The sequence below is a fragment of the Embleya sp. NPDC056575 genome, assembly GCF_042793325.1.
Taxonomy (GTDB): Bacteria; Actinomycetota; Actinomycetes; order Streptomycetales; family Streptomycetaceae; genus Embleya.
Window position 1 is genome coordinate 171,418 of sequence record NZ_JBHTVA010000011.1, and the last position, 14,937, is coordinate 186,354.

Below are 14,937 nucleotides of genomic sequence, written 5' to 3' on the forward strand. Positions count from 1 at the left end.
GCGAGAACCTGGGGAAAACGCCGGCGAGCCGGCAGGTCAGGTTCCTGTGGTGATGTGGAGCGGGATCCTCCACAGACTGTGGATAACCTTCCCGTGCCGCGCCGTCCATCGCCGCGTTGTCCGGTTGTCCACGTCCCGTCCACCGAAATTCGCGGCTTGTCCCCAGGTTGTCCACGGATCTGTCCACAGTCGGGCCGGTTTCACCCCTTACGGTGAATCCCGAGCCGAATGGCGTCCGCAGGGGGTGGGGACAAGTGGCCCCCAACCTGGGGATTGATTGGGGACAACCGGGGGTACGGCTGGGGACGGCCTGTGGAGCCAATTCGGGCATCCACAGACACAGGGGGTTTATCCACGGGTCCACCCACACCCCGAAGTGGATAAAAAAGCGGCTCTGACCTGCGCATATACCGGTTATCCACGGTATCCACACCCCCTACTACTACGACCACGCGTAGTTCAAGATCGATCCACGGAAAACGGTCGGGACGGGCCGAATCTGTGGACTGCGGGTTTGCCGGGGGCTGCGCGGGCTGTCGGCGCGGTGCGTCAGACTGTGTCCCGGTGGTAGGCCCCGACGGCCCGACACCGACGCCGAAACGAACGGCGACCAAACGACAGACGGCCGGCAACGGCAGGAGGCGGTGAACCGGTGAAGTTCCGGGTCGAGCGTGACGTTCTCGCTGATGCGGTGGCGTGGACCGCGCGGAGTCTCCCGGCGCGGCCGGCGGTTCCCGTCCTCGCCGGATTGCTCCTGGAGGCGGCCGATCAGCGGCTGACGCTGTCCAGCTTCGACTACGAGGTCTCCGCCCGGGGCGGCGTCGAGGCCGAGGTGGACGAGCCGGGCCGGGTGCTGGTGTCCGGGCGACTGCTCGCCGACATCTCCAAGAGCCTGCCGAACCGTCCCGTGGAGGTGTCCACGGACGGCGCCAAGATGACCGTGGTCTGCGGCAGCGCCCGCTTCACCTTGCCCACACTCCCTGTGGAGGACTATCCGGCGCTGCCGGAGATGCCCACCGCCGCGGGTGCCGTCGAGGGCGACGTCTTCGCCGCCGCCGTGGCCCAGGTGGCCATCGCCGCCGGCCGCGACGACACGCTGCCGATGCTGACCGGCGTCCGGGTCGAGATCGAGGGCGACCTGGTCACCCTGGCCGCCACCGACCGATACCGGCTCGCGGTCCGTCAGTTCCACTGGAAGCCCGAGGCCGACGGCCTCTCCTCGGCGGTGGCCCTGGTGCCCGCCAAGACGCTCAACGACACCGCCAAGTCGCTGACCCAGGGCGACAGCGTGCAGATCGCGCTGTCCGGGGACAAGATCGGCGAGGGCATGATCGGCTTCGAGGGTTCGGGCCGGCGCACCACCACCCGCCTGCTCGAAGGCGAATTCCCCAAGTACCGCGCGCTGTTCCCCGAGCAGTCGGAGACGGTCGCCACCGTCGAGACCGCGCCGTTCGTGGACGCGGTCAAGCGCGTGTCCCTGGTCGCCGAGCGCAACACCCCGGTGCGGCTGTCCTTCTCCGACGGCCGACTCGTGCTCGAAGCCGGCTCCGGCGACGAGGCGCAGGCGTCCGAGGCGATCGAGGCGGGCCTGGAGGGCGAGGAGATCTCGATCGCCTTCAACCCGACGTTCCTGCTCGAGGGGCTGAGCGCGATCAACTCCCCGGTCGCCCAGATCTCCTTCACCACGTCCACGAAGCCCGCCGTGATGACCGGCAAGCCCGACGTGGAGGCCGAGGCCACCGACGAGTACCGCTACCTGATCATGCCGGTGCGGCTCTCCGGCTGATCCGGGCGGCGTCGAACCGGGCCGGGGCACAACCGGGTTCGGCCGGCGCGCCGGTGCATACCCCGCGGCCGCACGGGCAACCGCTACCCGCGTACCGTCGACGCGGTGAAAGCCCCCGCCCCTACGAGGGCGCCGGGGGTGCGGAAGCGGCCTCGGCGGTGCCCCACCCGGCATCGCAGCAGCGAACGAAGGATTTCAGGATGCAGCTCGGACTCGTCGGCCTCGGCAAGATGGGTGGCAACATGCGCGAGCGGTTGCGCCGCGCGGGCCACACAGTGGTGGGCTACGACCGCAACCCCGACGTGGCGGACGTCCACAGCCTCAAGGAACTTGTGGACACGCTCGCCGAGCCGCGCGTGGTGTGGGTGATGGTGCCGGCGGGGGCGCCGACCCAGGCCACGATCGACGAGCTGGGCGAACTGCTGTCCCCGGGCGATGTGGTCGTCGACGGCGGCAACTCGCGCTGGACGGACGACATCAAGCACGCCGAGGCGCTGGCCAAGAAGGACATCGGCTTCGTCGACTGCGGCGTCTCCGGCGGCGTGTGGGGCCGGGACAACGGCTACGCGCTGATGTGCGGCGGGGAGGCGGCCGACATCGCCAAGGTGCGGCCGATCTTCGACGCGCTCAAGCCCGAGGGTCCGGCCGGCTTCGTGCACGCGGGCAAGGTCGGTGCCGGGCACTTCGCCAAGATGGTGCACAACGGCATCGAATACGCGCTGATGCAGGCCTACGCCGAGGGCTGGGAGCTGCTCGAGGCCGCCGACGTGGTCACCGACGTGCGCGAGGTCTTCCGCAGCTGGCAGGAGGGCACGGTCATCCGTTCCTGGCTGCTCGACCTGGCCGTGCGCGCGATGGACGACGACGAGCACCTGGAGGGCCTGCGCGGCTACGCGGAGGACTCCGGCGAGGGCCGCTGGACGGTCGAGGCGGCGATCGACCACGCCGTACCGCTGCCCGCGATCACCGCGTCGCTGTTCGCCCGGTTCGCCTCGCGTCAGGACGACTCGCCGCAGATGAAGATGGTCGCCGCGCTGCGCAACCAGTTCGGTGGGCACGCGGTCACCGCCGCGTCGACGCACAAGGGCGCCGACGCCCCCGGCGCCGACGTCACGCCGCCGAAGGAGGCCGACGCGGGCTGACCGGCAGCCCGCCCGCCCATGCATGTAGCGCACCTGTCACTCGTCGACTACCGGTCGTACGCCCGGGTCGAGGTTCCCCTCGAACCGGGCGTGACCGCGTTCGTGGGGCCCAACGGCCAGGGCAAGACCAACCTGGTCGAGGCGATCGGCTACCTGGCCACGCTCGGCAGCCACCGGGTCGCCTCCGACGCGCCCCTGGTCCGGCTCGGCGCCGAGCGGGCCTACGTCCGCGCGAGCATCGTCCGCGAGGACGGCCGCAGCGCGCTGGCCGAGTTGGAGATCAACCCCGGCAAGGCCAACCGGGCCCGGATCAACCGCGCGGCCGCCACCCGGCCGCGCGATCTGCTAGGGCTGCTGCGCACCGTGCTGTTCGCGCCGGAGGACCTGGCCCTGGTCAAGGGCGACCCGGGGGAACGCCGCCGGTTCCTGGACGAGTTGCTGACCGCGCGCACTCCCCGGATGCTCGGGGTGCGGCAGGACTACGACCGGGTGCTCAAGCAGCGCAACACGCTGCTGCGGACCGCGGCGCTGGCCCGGCGGGCGGGCGGAGGCCGCAGCGGGGCGCTGAGCACGCTCGACGTGTGGGACGAACATCTGGCCGCGACCGGCGCCGAGTTGACCGCGGCCCGGCTCGACCTGGTCGCCGCGCTGCAGCCCCTGGTGGACAAGGCGTACGACGCGTTGTCCACAGGCGGTGGACCGATCGTGCTCGACTACCGCAGTTCGATGTCGGAGGACCCGCTGCCCTCGGACCGGGCGGGGATCCACGCGGTGCTCACCGCCGCGATCGCCGCCGGTCGGGCGGCGGAGGTCGAGCGCGGACAGACCCTGGTCGGCCCGCATCGGGACGATCTCGTGTTGCGGCTGGGTCCGTTGCCCGCGAAGGGCTACGCCAGCCACGGCGAGTCCTGGTCGTACGCGCTGGCACTGCGGCTGGGCTCCTACGAACTGCTGCGCGCGGACGGGGGCGAGCCGGTGCTCGTGCTCGACGACGTGTTCGCCGAGTTGGACGTCACCCGGCGGGCGCGGCTGGCCGAGATGGTCGCGCACGGCGAGCAGGTGCTGGTCACGGCCGCGGTGGCCGAGGACGTGCCGCCCGCGCTCGTGGGCGCGCGCTACGACGTCGCCGCCGGCGAGGTGCGGAAGGTCGAGGGGACGGGGGCCGAAGGTGAGTGACGAGGACCACATCCCGCCCGCCGCCGGCGCGGCCGAGCCGACGCGCGGCATCGATCTGGCCCGCGCCGCGCTGACCCAGGCCCGGGCCCAGGCGCGCACCCGGTACGACCATCGGCAGGACCAGGACCGGGCCCGGCGTGGCTTGAAACGCAGCGGTTCCGGACCCGACGACCGCGACCCCCAGCCCCTGCGGCAGATCATGGGGCGCCTGGTCAGCGAGCGCGGCTGGCAGACCCCGGCGGCGGTGCACGGCGTACTCCAGCGTTGGCCGGAAATCGTCGGCCCGGCGCTGGCGGCCAACTGCCGTCCGGAACGTTTCGAGGACGGCGAACTCGTGGTGCGCGCCGAATCCGACAACTACGCCACCCAATTGCGCTGGCTCGCACCGAAACTGCTCGCCAGGCTCAACCAGGAGCTGGGTGACGGCACCGTCACCTACATCCGTGTCCTCGGTCCGGCCCAGGAGCGCCGCCGGGGCGCGTGGCGCGCCCAGCCGTAGACGGTTTTCGGCCACGGGCCACGCGGCCCGCGCCGATCCGGGCGGGTGCGCCGGCCGCCGGCGACCGCGCCGGCGGGGGCGATGTGTCCGGTGTCATACCGGTCTGACACGCTGTCACCATCCGAGTCGCCCGCGCCGCGTGGACAGGCATGAGAGCGATTCGGGACCCCGGGGCAAGTGGGGGGACATGCGACAGGGCACATCAGGGCGCCACACGCGAACACAGGGCCCTTGGGAACCCATCTTTGTGTCGCCCCGACCGGTAGACTGAACCAGCAATACCGCTCATGCGGATCCTGTTTCGACTTCCGCGGCTCCGTGCCCGGGGGCGCGTCGGGCCGGCTGCCTGCCCTTCGACGCACCCTGCCGTTCCTGCTCCCGGGCAGGGAGCCGTGCTGTGCCAGAAAGGGCGCTTCGTGGCCGATTCCGGCAACCCCAAGGAGAATGACGTGGCCGGCTCGCCGGAAACCTCTGCCGCGAGCAACGGGCAGTCCTACGGCGCGAGCGACATCCAGGTCCTGGAGGGCCTCGACGCGGTCCGCAAGCGCCCGGGCATGTACATCGGTTCCACCGGTGAGCGCGGTCTGCACCACCTCGTCTACGAGGTTGTGGACAACTCGGTCGACGAGGCGCTGGCGGGGCACGCGACGCACATCGAGGCGACGATCCTCGCCGACGGCGGCGTGCGCGTGGTGGACAACGGCCGCGGTATCCCGGTCGACATGCACCCGGTGGAGAAGAAGCCCGCGGTCGAGGTCGTCCTGACCATCCTGCACGCCGGCGGCAAGTTCGGCGGCGGCGGCTACTCGGTCTCCGGCGGTCTGCACGGCGTCGGCGTCTCCGTGGTCAACGCGCTGTCCTCGCGCCTCGCGGTGGACATCCGCCGCGACGGCTACCGCTGGACACAGGACTACAAGCTGGGCACCCCCACCGCGCCGCTGGAGCGGCACGAGGCGGCCACCGAGACCGGCACCACGGTCACCTTCTGGGCCGACCCGGACATCTTCGAGACCACGGTCTACTCGTTCGAGACGCTCTCCCGGCGCTTCCAGGAGATGGCCTTCCTCAACAAGGGCCTGACCATCTCGCTCCGGGACGAGCGCCCGGACCACGTGGACGAGAAGGGCGAGCAGCTCGCGGTCACGTACCACTACGAGGGCGGCATCGCCGACTTCGTGCGCTACCTCAACTCGCGCAAGGGCGAGCTGGTCCACCCCTCGGTGATCGACATCGAGGCCGAGGACAAGTCGCGCACCATCTCGGTGGAAGTCGCGATGCAGTGGAACTCGCAGTACACCGAGGGTGTGCACAGCTTCGCGAACACGATCCACACGCATGGCGGCGGCACCCACGAAGAGGGCTTCCGGTCCGCGCTGACCGCGCTGATCAACCGCTACGCGCGGGAGAAGAAGCTGCTCAAGGAGAAGGACGAGAACCTCGCCGGCGAGGACATCCGCGAGGGTCTGACCGCGATCATCTCGGTCAAGCTCGGCGACCCGCAGTTCGAGGGCCAGACCAAGGACAAGCTGGGCAACACCGAGGCGAAGACGTTCGTGCAGCGGGTGGTGCACGAACACCTCACCGACTGGCTCGACCGCAACCCGAGCGAGGCCGCGGACATCATCCGCAAGGGCATCCAGGCGGCCACCGCGCGGATGGCGGCGCGCAAGGCGCGCGACCTGACCCGGCGCAAGGGTCTGCTGGAGACCGCCTCGCTGCCGGGCAAGCTCAGCGACTGCCAGAGCAACGACCCGTCCAAGTGCGAGATCTTCATCGTCGAGGGCGACTCGGCCGGCGGCTCGGCCAAGTCCGGCCGCGACCCGATGTACCAGGCGATCCTGCCGATCCGCGGCAAGATCCTGAACGTCGAGAAGGCCCGGATCGACAAGATCCTGCAGAACACCGAGGTCCAGGCGCTCATCTCGGCCTTCGGCACCGGTGTGCACGAGGACTTCGACATCGAGAAGCTGCGCTATCACAAGATCATCCTGATGGCGGACGCCGACGTCGACGGTCAGCACATCAACACGCTGCTGCTGACCTTCCTGTTCCGCTTCATGCGCCCGCTGGTCGAGGCCGGCCACGTGTACCTCTCCCGGCCGCCGCTGTACAAGATCAAGTGGAGCCGGGACGACTTCGAGTACGCCTACTCCGACCGCGAGCGCGACGCGCTGCTCGAACTCGGCCGACAGGCGGGCAAGCGGGCCAAGGACGACTCGATCCAGCGCTTCAAGGGCCTCGGCGAGATGAACGCCGAGGAGCTTCGGGTGACCACGATGGACATCGACCACCGCGTCCTGGGTCAGGTCACCCTCGACGACGCGGCCCAGGCCGACGAACTGTTCTCGGTGCTCATGGGTGAGGACGTCGAGGCTCGTCGCTCGTTCATCCAGCGCAACGCCAAGGACGTCAGGTTCCTGGACATCTGACCGGCCGGGGCATCCGCCTGCCGGCGGATATCCACATCCGAGTCGGCCCCACGTCACAGCTCGAAAGGACATTGACCAGCAATGGCCGATGAGAACACCCCGGCGCCCGAAGGCGACCAGGAGGACGCGGTCAACAGCACCGGCGGCCTGCGGATCGAGCCGGTCGGGCTCGAGACCGAGATGCAGCGCAGCTACCTCGACTACGCGATGAGCGTGATCGTCTCGCGCGCCCTACCCGACGTGCGTGACGGCCTCAAGCCGGTGCACCGGCGCGTGCTCTACGCGATGTACGACGGCGGCTACCGGCCCGAGAAGGGCTTCTACAAGTGCGCCCGCGTCGTCGGTGACGTCATGGGTACGTACCACCCGCACGGCGACACCTCCATCTACGACGCGCTGGTGCGCCTGGCCCAGCCGTGGTCGATGCGCATGCCGCTGGTGGACAGCAACGGCAACTTCGGCTCGCCGGGCAACGACCCGGCCGCGGCCATGCGGTACACCGAGTGCAAGCTCAAGTGGCTGTCCATGGAGATGCTCCGGGACATCGACGAGGAGACCGTCGATCTCCAGGACAACTACGACGGCCGCAACCAGGAGCCGACGGTTCTGCCGGCCCGGTTCCCGAACCTGCTGGTCAACGGGTCCGCCGGCATCGCGGTCGGTATGGCGACCAACATCCCGCCGCACAACCTGCGCGAGGTCGCGTCGGGCGCGCAGTGGTTCCTGCAGAACCCGGACGTGTCCGCGGAGGAGCTGCAGGACGCCCTGATCGAGCGGATCAAGGGCCCGGACTTCCCCAGCGGCGCACTGGTCGTCGGCCGGCGCGGCATCGAGGACGCGTACCGCACCGGGCGCGGCTCGATCACCATGCGTGCCGTGGTCGAGGTCGAGGAGATCCAGAACCGGCAGTGCCTGGTGGTCACCGAACTGCCCTACCAGGTCAACCCGGACAACCTCGCGCAGAAGATCGCCGACCTGGTCAAGGACGGCAAGATCGGCGGCATCGCCGACGTGCGCGACGAGACCTCCTCGCGTACCGGGCAGCGCTTGGTGATCGTGCTCAAGCGCGACGCGGTGGCCAAGGTCGTGCTGAACAACCTGTACAAGCACACCCAGCTGCAGGACACCTTCGGCGCGAACATGCTCGCGCTGGTGGACGGTGTGCCGCGCACGCTCTCGATCGACCTGTTCATCCGCAACTGGGTGGACCACCAGATCGAGGTGATCATCCGGCGGACCCGCTTCCGGCTGCGCAAGGCGGAGGAGCGCGCACACATCCTGCGCGGTCTGCTCAAGGCCCTCGACGCGATCGAGGAGGTCATCGCGCTGATCCGCGCCTCGAACACGGTGGACGAGGCGCGTACCGGCCTGATCGGGCTCCTGGAGATCGACGAGATCCAGGCCAACGCGATCCTGGAGATGCAGCTTCGCCGGCTGGCCGCGCTGGAGCACCAGAAGATCACCGCCGAGCACGACGAACTGATGGCGAAGATCACCGACTACCAGGCGATCCTGGCCTCGCCGGAGCGGCAGCGGCAGATCATCAGCGAGGAACTGGCCGCGATCGTCGAGAAGTTCGGCGACGACCGGCGCAGCCAGCTGGTGCCCTTCGACGGCGACATGTCCATCGAGGACCTGATCGCCGAAGAGGACATCGTCATCACCATCACCCGGGGCGGCTACGTCAAGCGCACCCGGACCGACCTGTACCGCTCGCAAAAGCGCGGCGGCAAGGGTGTGCGCGGGGCGCATCTGAAGCAGGACGACATCGTCGACCACTTCTTCGTGACCACCACGCACCACTGGATCCTGTTCTTCACGAACAAGGGCCGGGTGTATCGGGCGAAGGCGTACGAGCTGCCGGACACCGGTCGTGAGGCGCGTGGGCAACACGTGGCCAACCTGCTGGCGTTCCAGCCCGACGAGAAGATCGCCCAGGTGCTCGACCTGCGCGACTACGAGGTCGCGCCGTATCTGGTGCTCGCGACCAAGGCCGGTCTGGTGAAGAAGACCGCGCTCAAGGAGTACGACACCAACCGCTCCGCGGGCGTGATCGCGATCAACCTGCGCTCGGACGAGGCCGGTGACGACGACGAGGTGATCGGTGCCGAGCTGGTCTCCGCGGACGACGACCTGCTGCTGGTCAGCAAGAAGGCGCAGTCGATCCGGTTCACCGCCACGGACGAGTCGTTGCGGCCGATGGGTCGCGCGACGTCCGGGGTGAAGGGCATGAGCTTCCGCGAAGGCGACGAACTGTTGTCGATGAACGTGGTGCGCGAGGGCACGTTCGTGTTCACCGCCACCGATGGGGGCTTCGCGAAGCGAACCAGTGTGGACGAGTATCGCGTCCAGGGTCGTGGGGGCCTCGGCATCAAGGCCGCCAAGATCGTCGAGGACCGCGGTTCACTCGTCGGGGCGCTCGTGGTGGACGACACGGATGAAATCCTGGCCATCACCCTCGGCGGCGGAGTGATCCGTACCCGCGCCGCGGGTGTCCGGCACACCGGACGTGACACGATGGGTGTGCAGCTGATCAACCTGGGTAAGGGCGACGCCGTTGTCGGCATCGCACGTAACGCCGAACCTGAGCCCGAGGCCGAGATCGACCCTGAGGTCGATGGGGCCGAAGCCGGTGCGGCCGATGGCACGCACGAGCCGACCTCCACCATCGCAGGGGAGGTCGCGCCCGGCGGGCAGGAAGGGTGACGCGTGAGCACAGACCGGAAGTCGGCCGGCGGGAGAGGCGAGCGCGCCGACCGGGGTCGAACCGGCGGGCGCGCTGACAGCACGGGTCGCGGCGAGGCGGTGCCGCCGGACGCGGTGCCGCCGAAGCCGGCCGGTCCACCCCCCGCGCACGGGGCCGGGCCCTCCCGGGACGCGGCGGCGCATCCGCCGCGTCCCGCGGGGCCGACCCCGTTCGCGTCCCCCTTCCCTGCCGCGGCTGCGGCGAGCGAGGGTACGGAGCGGCCGCCGGCCGCGGTCAACGGCAGGCCGGCGGCGGCCCGTCCGACGGCGGGCGGCACGATCACCACGCCGCGCCCGATCCGGGGCACCCCGGCCGGCGGGACCCCGTCGGCCGCCCACCAACCGGGGCAGCCCATGGCGCAGCAGGGGGGCCGGCCCGGTTCGGGCCCGGAGCCGCAACCGCGGCCGAGCGCGCGCACGAGGCGGGCCCGACTGCGGGCGGCGCGGGTGGATCCGTGGTCGGTGATGAAGGTCGGTTTCCTGCTGTCCCTGGCACTGGGCGTGGTGCTGATGGTGGCGGTGACCGTGTTGTGGCTGGTGCTGGACGGCCTCGGCGTATTCGCCTCGGTCGGCGACACGGTGAAGGAGGCGACCCAGTCGGAGAACAACTCCGGCTTCGACCTCCAACACTCCCTGTCCCTGAAGAACACGCTCTTCTTCAGCGGCATCGTGGCCATCGTCGACGTCATCCTGGTGACCGCGCTGGCCACACTCGGCGCCTTCCTCTACAACCTCACCGCATCCTTCACCGGAGGCATCGAGGTCACCCTGGCGGAGGAGGACTAAGGATTTTGGTGGCGGGCAAGCGGTGCGGTACGCTCTCTGAGCACGCACGCGGGCCTATAGCTCAGACGGTTAGAGCGCTTCCCTGATAAGGAAGAGGCCACAGGTTCAAGTCCTGTTAGGCCCACGGTAGTTAATTAGCAGGTCAGAGGCTCGGGCGCCGTTCTCGGCGGCCGAGTCTCACTGCTTTTTGGATCTTGAGAATCCACATCCCGTCCACATCCCCACGGAGCGGCGGTCGGCGATGACACGTGTCGATCTTCCCTCGATCGGATGATCATCTTCCGAATCGATGGTGAGTGTCGGCGCCGCCCTCTATGGTCAGTTGTGTGGGACGGGCCCAGCCCGTCGGATGCGTCCTCGATTCCGATCGGGGAGTGGAGGCTGGGGCGGTTCGCCGCCCCGGTTCTTCTCGCATCGGAAGAGACCCCCTCCGTGGAAACCGGAGGGGGTCTTTTGCTTCGCCACGAACAGTAGACCGCCCCGAGCGCGTCTGTGCACTCGGGGCGGCCGTGCGACCTCTCGGGCCGCATCGGGCCCGACCCGGGGGATGCGGAGCGTGGACCCGGGCCGGACGACATACCGCCCAACAGGGCGGAAGCTCGTTGTCTACTGCAAACATCTTGTAGTTACAAGATCACGACGTCGTGGCTAGCGTCGCTCCGTGCCGGCCGACGCTCAATATCTACGCGTCGCAGACGACCTTCGCAGACGAATTCTCGAAGGCGACCTGCCACCCGGTAGCGCCTTCCCCAGCCGACGCCAACTCCGTAGGCACTACGGCATCGGGGATGGGCCCGCCGCGAAGGCGACAGCGCTCCTCCGTGCGGATGGACTCGTGGCCGGCCAGCAGCGGTACCGCCTGGTTGTCACGCACCCTGTCGCCGTGAGGACGATGACGGATCCGACCGCACCCTGGCCACACGGGACGGGCGACCGCTGGCGGAGCGAAGCGGCGGCCACGCCCGACCAAGCCGCCCTTCTGGATGTCCCACCGGGCACGACGCTGACCGTCGAGACGACCGAGTACCTCGACCTGAACTCCCGCCCGTCGCACCTGCGCATCGTGCGCATGCCGCCGGAGGACCGCGGACCCGCCGTCACCCACCACGGAGAGACATGGATGCGCAGCGCCGTCGCAGGCGAGGCCGGCGTGCTCGGCGTGACCATCGGATCCGGTCTCCTCATCGTCTCGCTGGTGTGGTTCGCCGCCGACGGCAGGCCCGTTACGGCGGAGGACCTGGTGTTGCCGGGGGATCGCTGGCGGGTACGCAACTCGTAGGAGGGGCGGGGCCATTGCCTCCACAGCCGCGGGGAAGGTTCCCCCGACGCGGCCCCGCCCGAATGCACCGCCCGGGCGAGCGGTGGTTCATGGGGGAATGTCGGTTCTATTCCTAGCTCGCCTGCCCTGGGCGGGCAAGATCATGCGGCCGACCGACTCCGCTCAGTGATCATTGGCGAGGCAGGCCCGGCCTAGATGTTCGAGCGCCGCAGCCTCACATCGGCGCGCGGCGCGGTCCAGCGCTCCGGGTGAGGCGGATACCCCGAGACCTCCAGGGTGTCCGCAGCCGGGTCGCTGGTGAGGAGGACCCCGGACCAGCGCACGCCGCTGCCCGGCGGCTCGTACTCCACCTTGTCGCCTCGCCGGAGCGGTCGGTCGGCCATTGTGGTCTCCATCGTGAGTGAGTGGTGGATGCGGGGCCGCGGCGGCCCCTTGCTCGCCGCGGCCCCGCAGGGTGCCCGCCCGGCCGCCGTCGGGGGAACGTTCTCGGCAAGGCGGGAGTCGGGGCCCGGCCGTCGATTCAGCGACGACCGGGCCAGGGCCGCTCCGCAGAACGGATGATGCGGTCGGCCCGCTGGGGCCGGCCCGGCGGCGCGGTGGGGGTCGCGGGCCGGGCCGGAGGCCGCGAGCATGCCCGTGCATCGCGGCAGGAGGACGGCTCGTCAGCCGTCGGAGGAATGCGGAGACCAGGTCGTTATCTTGCACAGCACCCGGTGCAACAGCTCAGCGTCGACGAACTCGTTCTCGCGAGTGGGCGGGCAACGCCACCGCAACGGGAAGGTGTTGCCCCACAGCGCCGGGACCCGAATCAACTGGTCGGGGAATCCGAACACTCGAATCCCCGGCGCCCACTTGCGGGCGATCCCCTCACCCCGAGCAACGAGGTAGTACAGGTACGCCGCCGTATCGTCACCCTCGGCGTCCTCCAGGACGACCGGGCCCACCCGGTGGGACGTGGCAACGTCCAAAGCGCACGCCACCTCGTGCCCCAGGAGACCCTTGACCCGCACCGCGTCGAACTCGACGCCGGCGCCGACCTGCTCGATACCGTCGGCCGGCACCCACGCCGCCCGATAGGGCACCGCAGCCACCGCGAACGGGAACTGATCCGCTGTCATGTTCACGAGCCTGCCGTGCAGCCTCTACCGTGACCAGTAGCGACGCCTGTACAGCACGTGTACACGTGATCGCCCGGCCTCATGGGCCGCGTACACGCCCGTACAGCACGACGCCCCACACGTACACGCCCGTACACCGGAGGCACATGCAAGTGGACGGACAAGCGAACCCCGCCGCACAGATCTTCGGCGCCCAACTGCGCTACCTGCGCGACCAACTCGGCATGACCGTGACGCAAGTCGGCGAAGCCGTCGGCAACTCCCCACACACGATCAGCTCGTGGGAACGCGGAGTACGCGTGCCCAACCCCGACACCATCCGGGCACTCGACGAACTCCTCCAGGCCAACGGCGCGTTGATCGCCGCGATCGAACCCCTCTCCAGCCCCCTGTTCCCGGGCAAGTTCCGCGAATACGCGGAGCTGGAGACCAAGGTCGTCAGCCTGTACTCGTTCAACCCGCTCGCCGTACCCGGACTACTGCAGACCGAGGCATACGCGCACGCGGCCATCAGCGCCAGCGTTCCACCACTCGACGACGAGGAGGTGAATCGTCTCGTCGCCGCCCGAATCGCGCGGCAGGAACTTCTTACCCGTAAGCCCCAGGCCGTGCTCGGCTTCGTGATAGAAGAAGCCGTGCTGCGTCGCTCCCTGGGCGGGAAACCGGTACTCCGCGAGCAGCTGAAGCGGATCGTCGAGTGCGCGCACATGCGCAACGTCACGATCCAGGTGATGCCCACGGACATCGACGAACACAGCGGACTCGAAGGGCCGATGATCCTGATTCGCACCCACAAGGGACGGGACCTCGTGTACATCGAGGGCCAGGCCGGCGGGTCCTGGGTGTCGGACCCGGAGCAGGCTGCGGTGATCGCTCAGCGGCATGGCAGGATCCAGACGCAAGCCCTCCGGGCGGCAGAGTCCGTCGAACTGATCGAGAAGATTGCAGGAGCCCTATGAGCAGTGAGCGCGCGACCACGGGCACGTGGCGAAAGAGCAGCTACAGCGGGAATCAGGGCGGCGACTGCGTCGAGGTTGCCCCGCTGACCAGCTCGGTCGGCGTGCGCGACAGCAAGGTCGACGATTCGCCGATCATCAGCGCCGGCACCGAGGCATGGGCAGCATTCCTCGACGCCACTCGCTGAGCGGACAGCGTTCGAGCCCGTCCCCAGGGCAGCTGGAGGCGGGCTCGAACCATGTCCGGACCCGACCATGATGCACCGGCAGCCCGACACCCGCAGGGCGCATTGCCCGGCGCGTGCTCCACCCGAGTGCGCCGGCTACCGATCACCGCCGCCCCGGTGCCACCCTGGGCGGCATGAGCGACCACGTCATCCACACCCACCACAACGGCCAGCCCATCGAGCTGCCCGGCACCCTCCACGACATCCGCGCAGCCCTCCCCGAACACGAACGCGAACAGTTCGACCACGACATCGCCCACGCCCACATCGACAACCTCGCCGCCGTCGCCTCCGCCTGGGCCAAAACCCCCGAGATGCGCGCCCACGACGACGCCATCGCCGCCCGAGTCGCCGCGGGCGACAACCGCGGCCTGTTCAACGCCGACGGGACACCGGTCGAGACATGAGCAAATACCGGGTCCAGTACACCGACAATGCGCTCACCGGCTACAACGCCCTCTCCGCCTCGACCCGGAGGGCATTCGACAGCGAAGTCGACGCCATGTCGTACTCGCCCCGCACCTACGGCGACGCCATACGCGGCAACCCCGACCGGCGCACCGCCGTCCTCGCCGGGGTCATCACCGAGTACGAAGTCAGCTCCGGCGTCCTCGTCGTCACCATGCTCCACGTCCGCGGCCTCTGACCCACACCACCCGGACGCCGGCCGCGCCCACCGCCGCGATGTCGGACCCGGCAGGTAGCGTCGCACGGATGCACGACACGCACGACAGCACACCCAGCCTCACCGACGCCCAGGCCCGCTGGGACGCCGCACACGCCGCAGTCGTCGC

At 69.5% G+C, this 14,937-nt stretch carries 14 protein-coding genes, 1 tRNA gene and 1 pseudogene; 14 read left to right on the forward strand and 2 right to left on the reverse strand.

Annotation, left to right across the window (positions count from 1 at the left end):
• Window positions 1-652 precede the first annotated feature (652 nt).
• The 10 genes and pseudogenes from dnaN (at window position 653) to ACFRCG_RS11560 (ending at window position 11,842) form a co-directional block, all read left to right on the forward strand.
• Window positions 653-1,786 (forward strand): DNA polymerase III subunit beta, encoded by a 1,134-nt coding sequence (gene dnaN / locus ACFRCG_RS11515; RefSeq protein ID WP_380030609.1) that lies wholly within the window; start codon window positions 653-655, stop codon window positions 1,784-1,786.
• Window positions 1,787-1,986: 200 nt separating this feature from the next.
• Window positions 1,987-2,928: a phosphogluconate dehydrogenase (NAD(+)-dependent, decarboxylating) gene (gene gnd / locus ACFRCG_RS11520; protein ID WP_380030611.1), complete on the forward strand. Its 942-nt coding sequence runs from the start codon at window positions 1,987-1,989 to the stop codon at window positions 2,926-2,928.
• An 18-nt stretch (window positions 2,929-2,946) separates the two neighbouring features.
• Entirely contained in the window at window positions 2,947-4,104 is a 1,158-nt protein-coding gene (gene recF, locus ACFRCG_RS11525; RefSeq protein WP_380030613.1) for a DNA replication/repair protein RecF, read from the forward strand.
• Window positions 4,097-4,603 (forward strand): DUF721 domain-containing protein, encoded by a 507-nt coding sequence (locus ACFRCG_RS11530; protein WP_380030614.1) that lies wholly within the window; start codon window positions 4,097-4,099, stop codon window positions 4,601-4,603. Before recF ends, ACFRCG_RS11530 begins: the two co-directional genes overlap by 8 nt.
• Before the next feature lie 392 nt (window positions 4,604-4,995).
• Window positions 4,996-7,032 carry a DNA topoisomerase (ATP-hydrolyzing) subunit B gene (gene gyrB / locus ACFRCG_RS11535; RefSeq protein ID WP_380003306.1) on the forward strand — a complete coding sequence of 679 codons (2,037 nt, stop codon included), beginning with the start codon at window positions 4,996-4,998 and terminating at the stop codon, window positions 7,030-7,032.
• 81 nt (window positions 7,033-7,113) lie between these two features.
• On the forward strand, window positions 7,114-9,738 hold the full coding sequence (gyrA, locus tag ACFRCG_RS11540; RefSeq protein ID WP_126640253.1) for a DNA gyrase subunit A: 2,625 nt from the start codon (window positions 7,114-7,116) through the stop codon (window positions 9,736-9,738).
• A gap of 3 nt (window positions 9,739-9,741) precedes the next feature.
• The gene (locus ACFRCG_RS11545; protein WP_380030616.1) at window positions 9,742-10,563 is read left to right on the forward strand and encodes a DUF3566 domain-containing protein; all 822 of its coding nucleotides are present in this window, start codon (window positions 9,742-9,744) and stop codon (window positions 10,561-10,563) included.
• Window positions 10,564-10,613: 50 nt separating this feature from the next.
• Window positions 10,614-10,687: transfer RNA gene (locus ACFRCG_RS11550), tRNA-Ile, on the forward strand.
• Between the two features lie 537 nt (window positions 10,688-11,224).
• Window positions 11,225-11,407 (forward strand): annotated as a pseudogene (locus ACFRCG_RS11555) (GntR family transcriptional regulator); the annotation flags it as partial.
• A 39-nt stretch (window positions 11,408-11,446) separates the two neighbouring features.
• Window positions 11,447-11,842: a hypothetical protein gene (locus ACFRCG_RS11560; RefSeq protein WP_380030630.1), complete on the forward strand. Its 396-nt coding sequence runs from the start codon at window positions 11,447-11,449 to the stop codon at window positions 11,840-11,842.
• Between the two features lie 191 nt (window positions 11,843-12,033).
• On the opposite strand, the gene ACFRCG_RS11565 is transcribed toward ACFRCG_RS11560, so the two are convergent.
• Both ACFRCG_RS11565 and ACFRCG_RS11570 read right to left on the reverse strand, forming a co-directional pair.
• Window positions 12,034-12,225: a hypothetical protein gene (locus tag ACFRCG_RS11565; protein WP_380030617.1), complete on the reverse strand. Its 192-nt coding sequence runs from the start codon at window positions 12,223-12,225 to the stop codon at window positions 12,034-12,036.
• Between the two features lie 279 nt (window positions 12,226-12,504).
• Window positions 12,505-12,960 carry a hypothetical protein gene (locus ACFRCG_RS11570; protein ID WP_380030619.1) on the reverse strand — a complete coding sequence of 152 codons (456 nt, stop codon included), beginning with the start codon at window positions 12,958-12,960 and terminating at the stop codon, window positions 12,505-12,507.
• 152 nt (window positions 12,961-13,112) lie between these two features.
• Between ACFRCG_RS11570 and ACFRCG_RS11575 the strand changes: the two genes are divergently transcribed.
• The 4 genes from ACFRCG_RS11575 to ACFRCG_RS11590 all read left to right on the forward strand — a co-directional run bounded on the left by ACFRCG_RS11575 (window position 13,113) and on the right by ACFRCG_RS11590 (window position 14,789).
• Complete coding sequence (locus ACFRCG_RS11575) at window positions 13,113-13,919, forward strand: helix-turn-helix domain-containing protein (protein WP_380030620.1); 807 nt, start codon at window positions 13,113-13,115, stop codon at window positions 13,917-13,919.
• On the forward strand, window positions 13,916-14,104 hold the full coding sequence (locus ACFRCG_RS11580; protein ID WP_380030621.1) for a DUF397 domain-containing protein: 189 nt from the start codon (window positions 13,916-13,918) through the stop codon (window positions 14,102-14,104). The genes ACFRCG_RS11575 and ACFRCG_RS11580 overlap by 4 nt, the downstream gene beginning before the upstream one ends.
• A gap of 173 nt (window positions 14,105-14,277) precedes the next feature.
• Complete coding sequence (locus ACFRCG_RS11585) at window positions 14,278-14,550, forward strand: hypothetical protein (protein WP_380030622.1); 273 nt, start codon at window positions 14,278-14,280, stop codon at window positions 14,548-14,550.
• Window positions 14,547-14,789, forward strand: coding sequence for a hypothetical protein (locus ACFRCG_RS11590; RefSeq protein WP_380030623.1), 243 nt, complete (start codon window positions 14,547-14,549; stop codon window positions 14,787-14,789). The genes ACFRCG_RS11585 and ACFRCG_RS11590 overlap by 4 nt, the downstream gene beginning before the upstream one ends.
• Window positions 14,790-14,937: the final 148 nt, after the last annotated feature.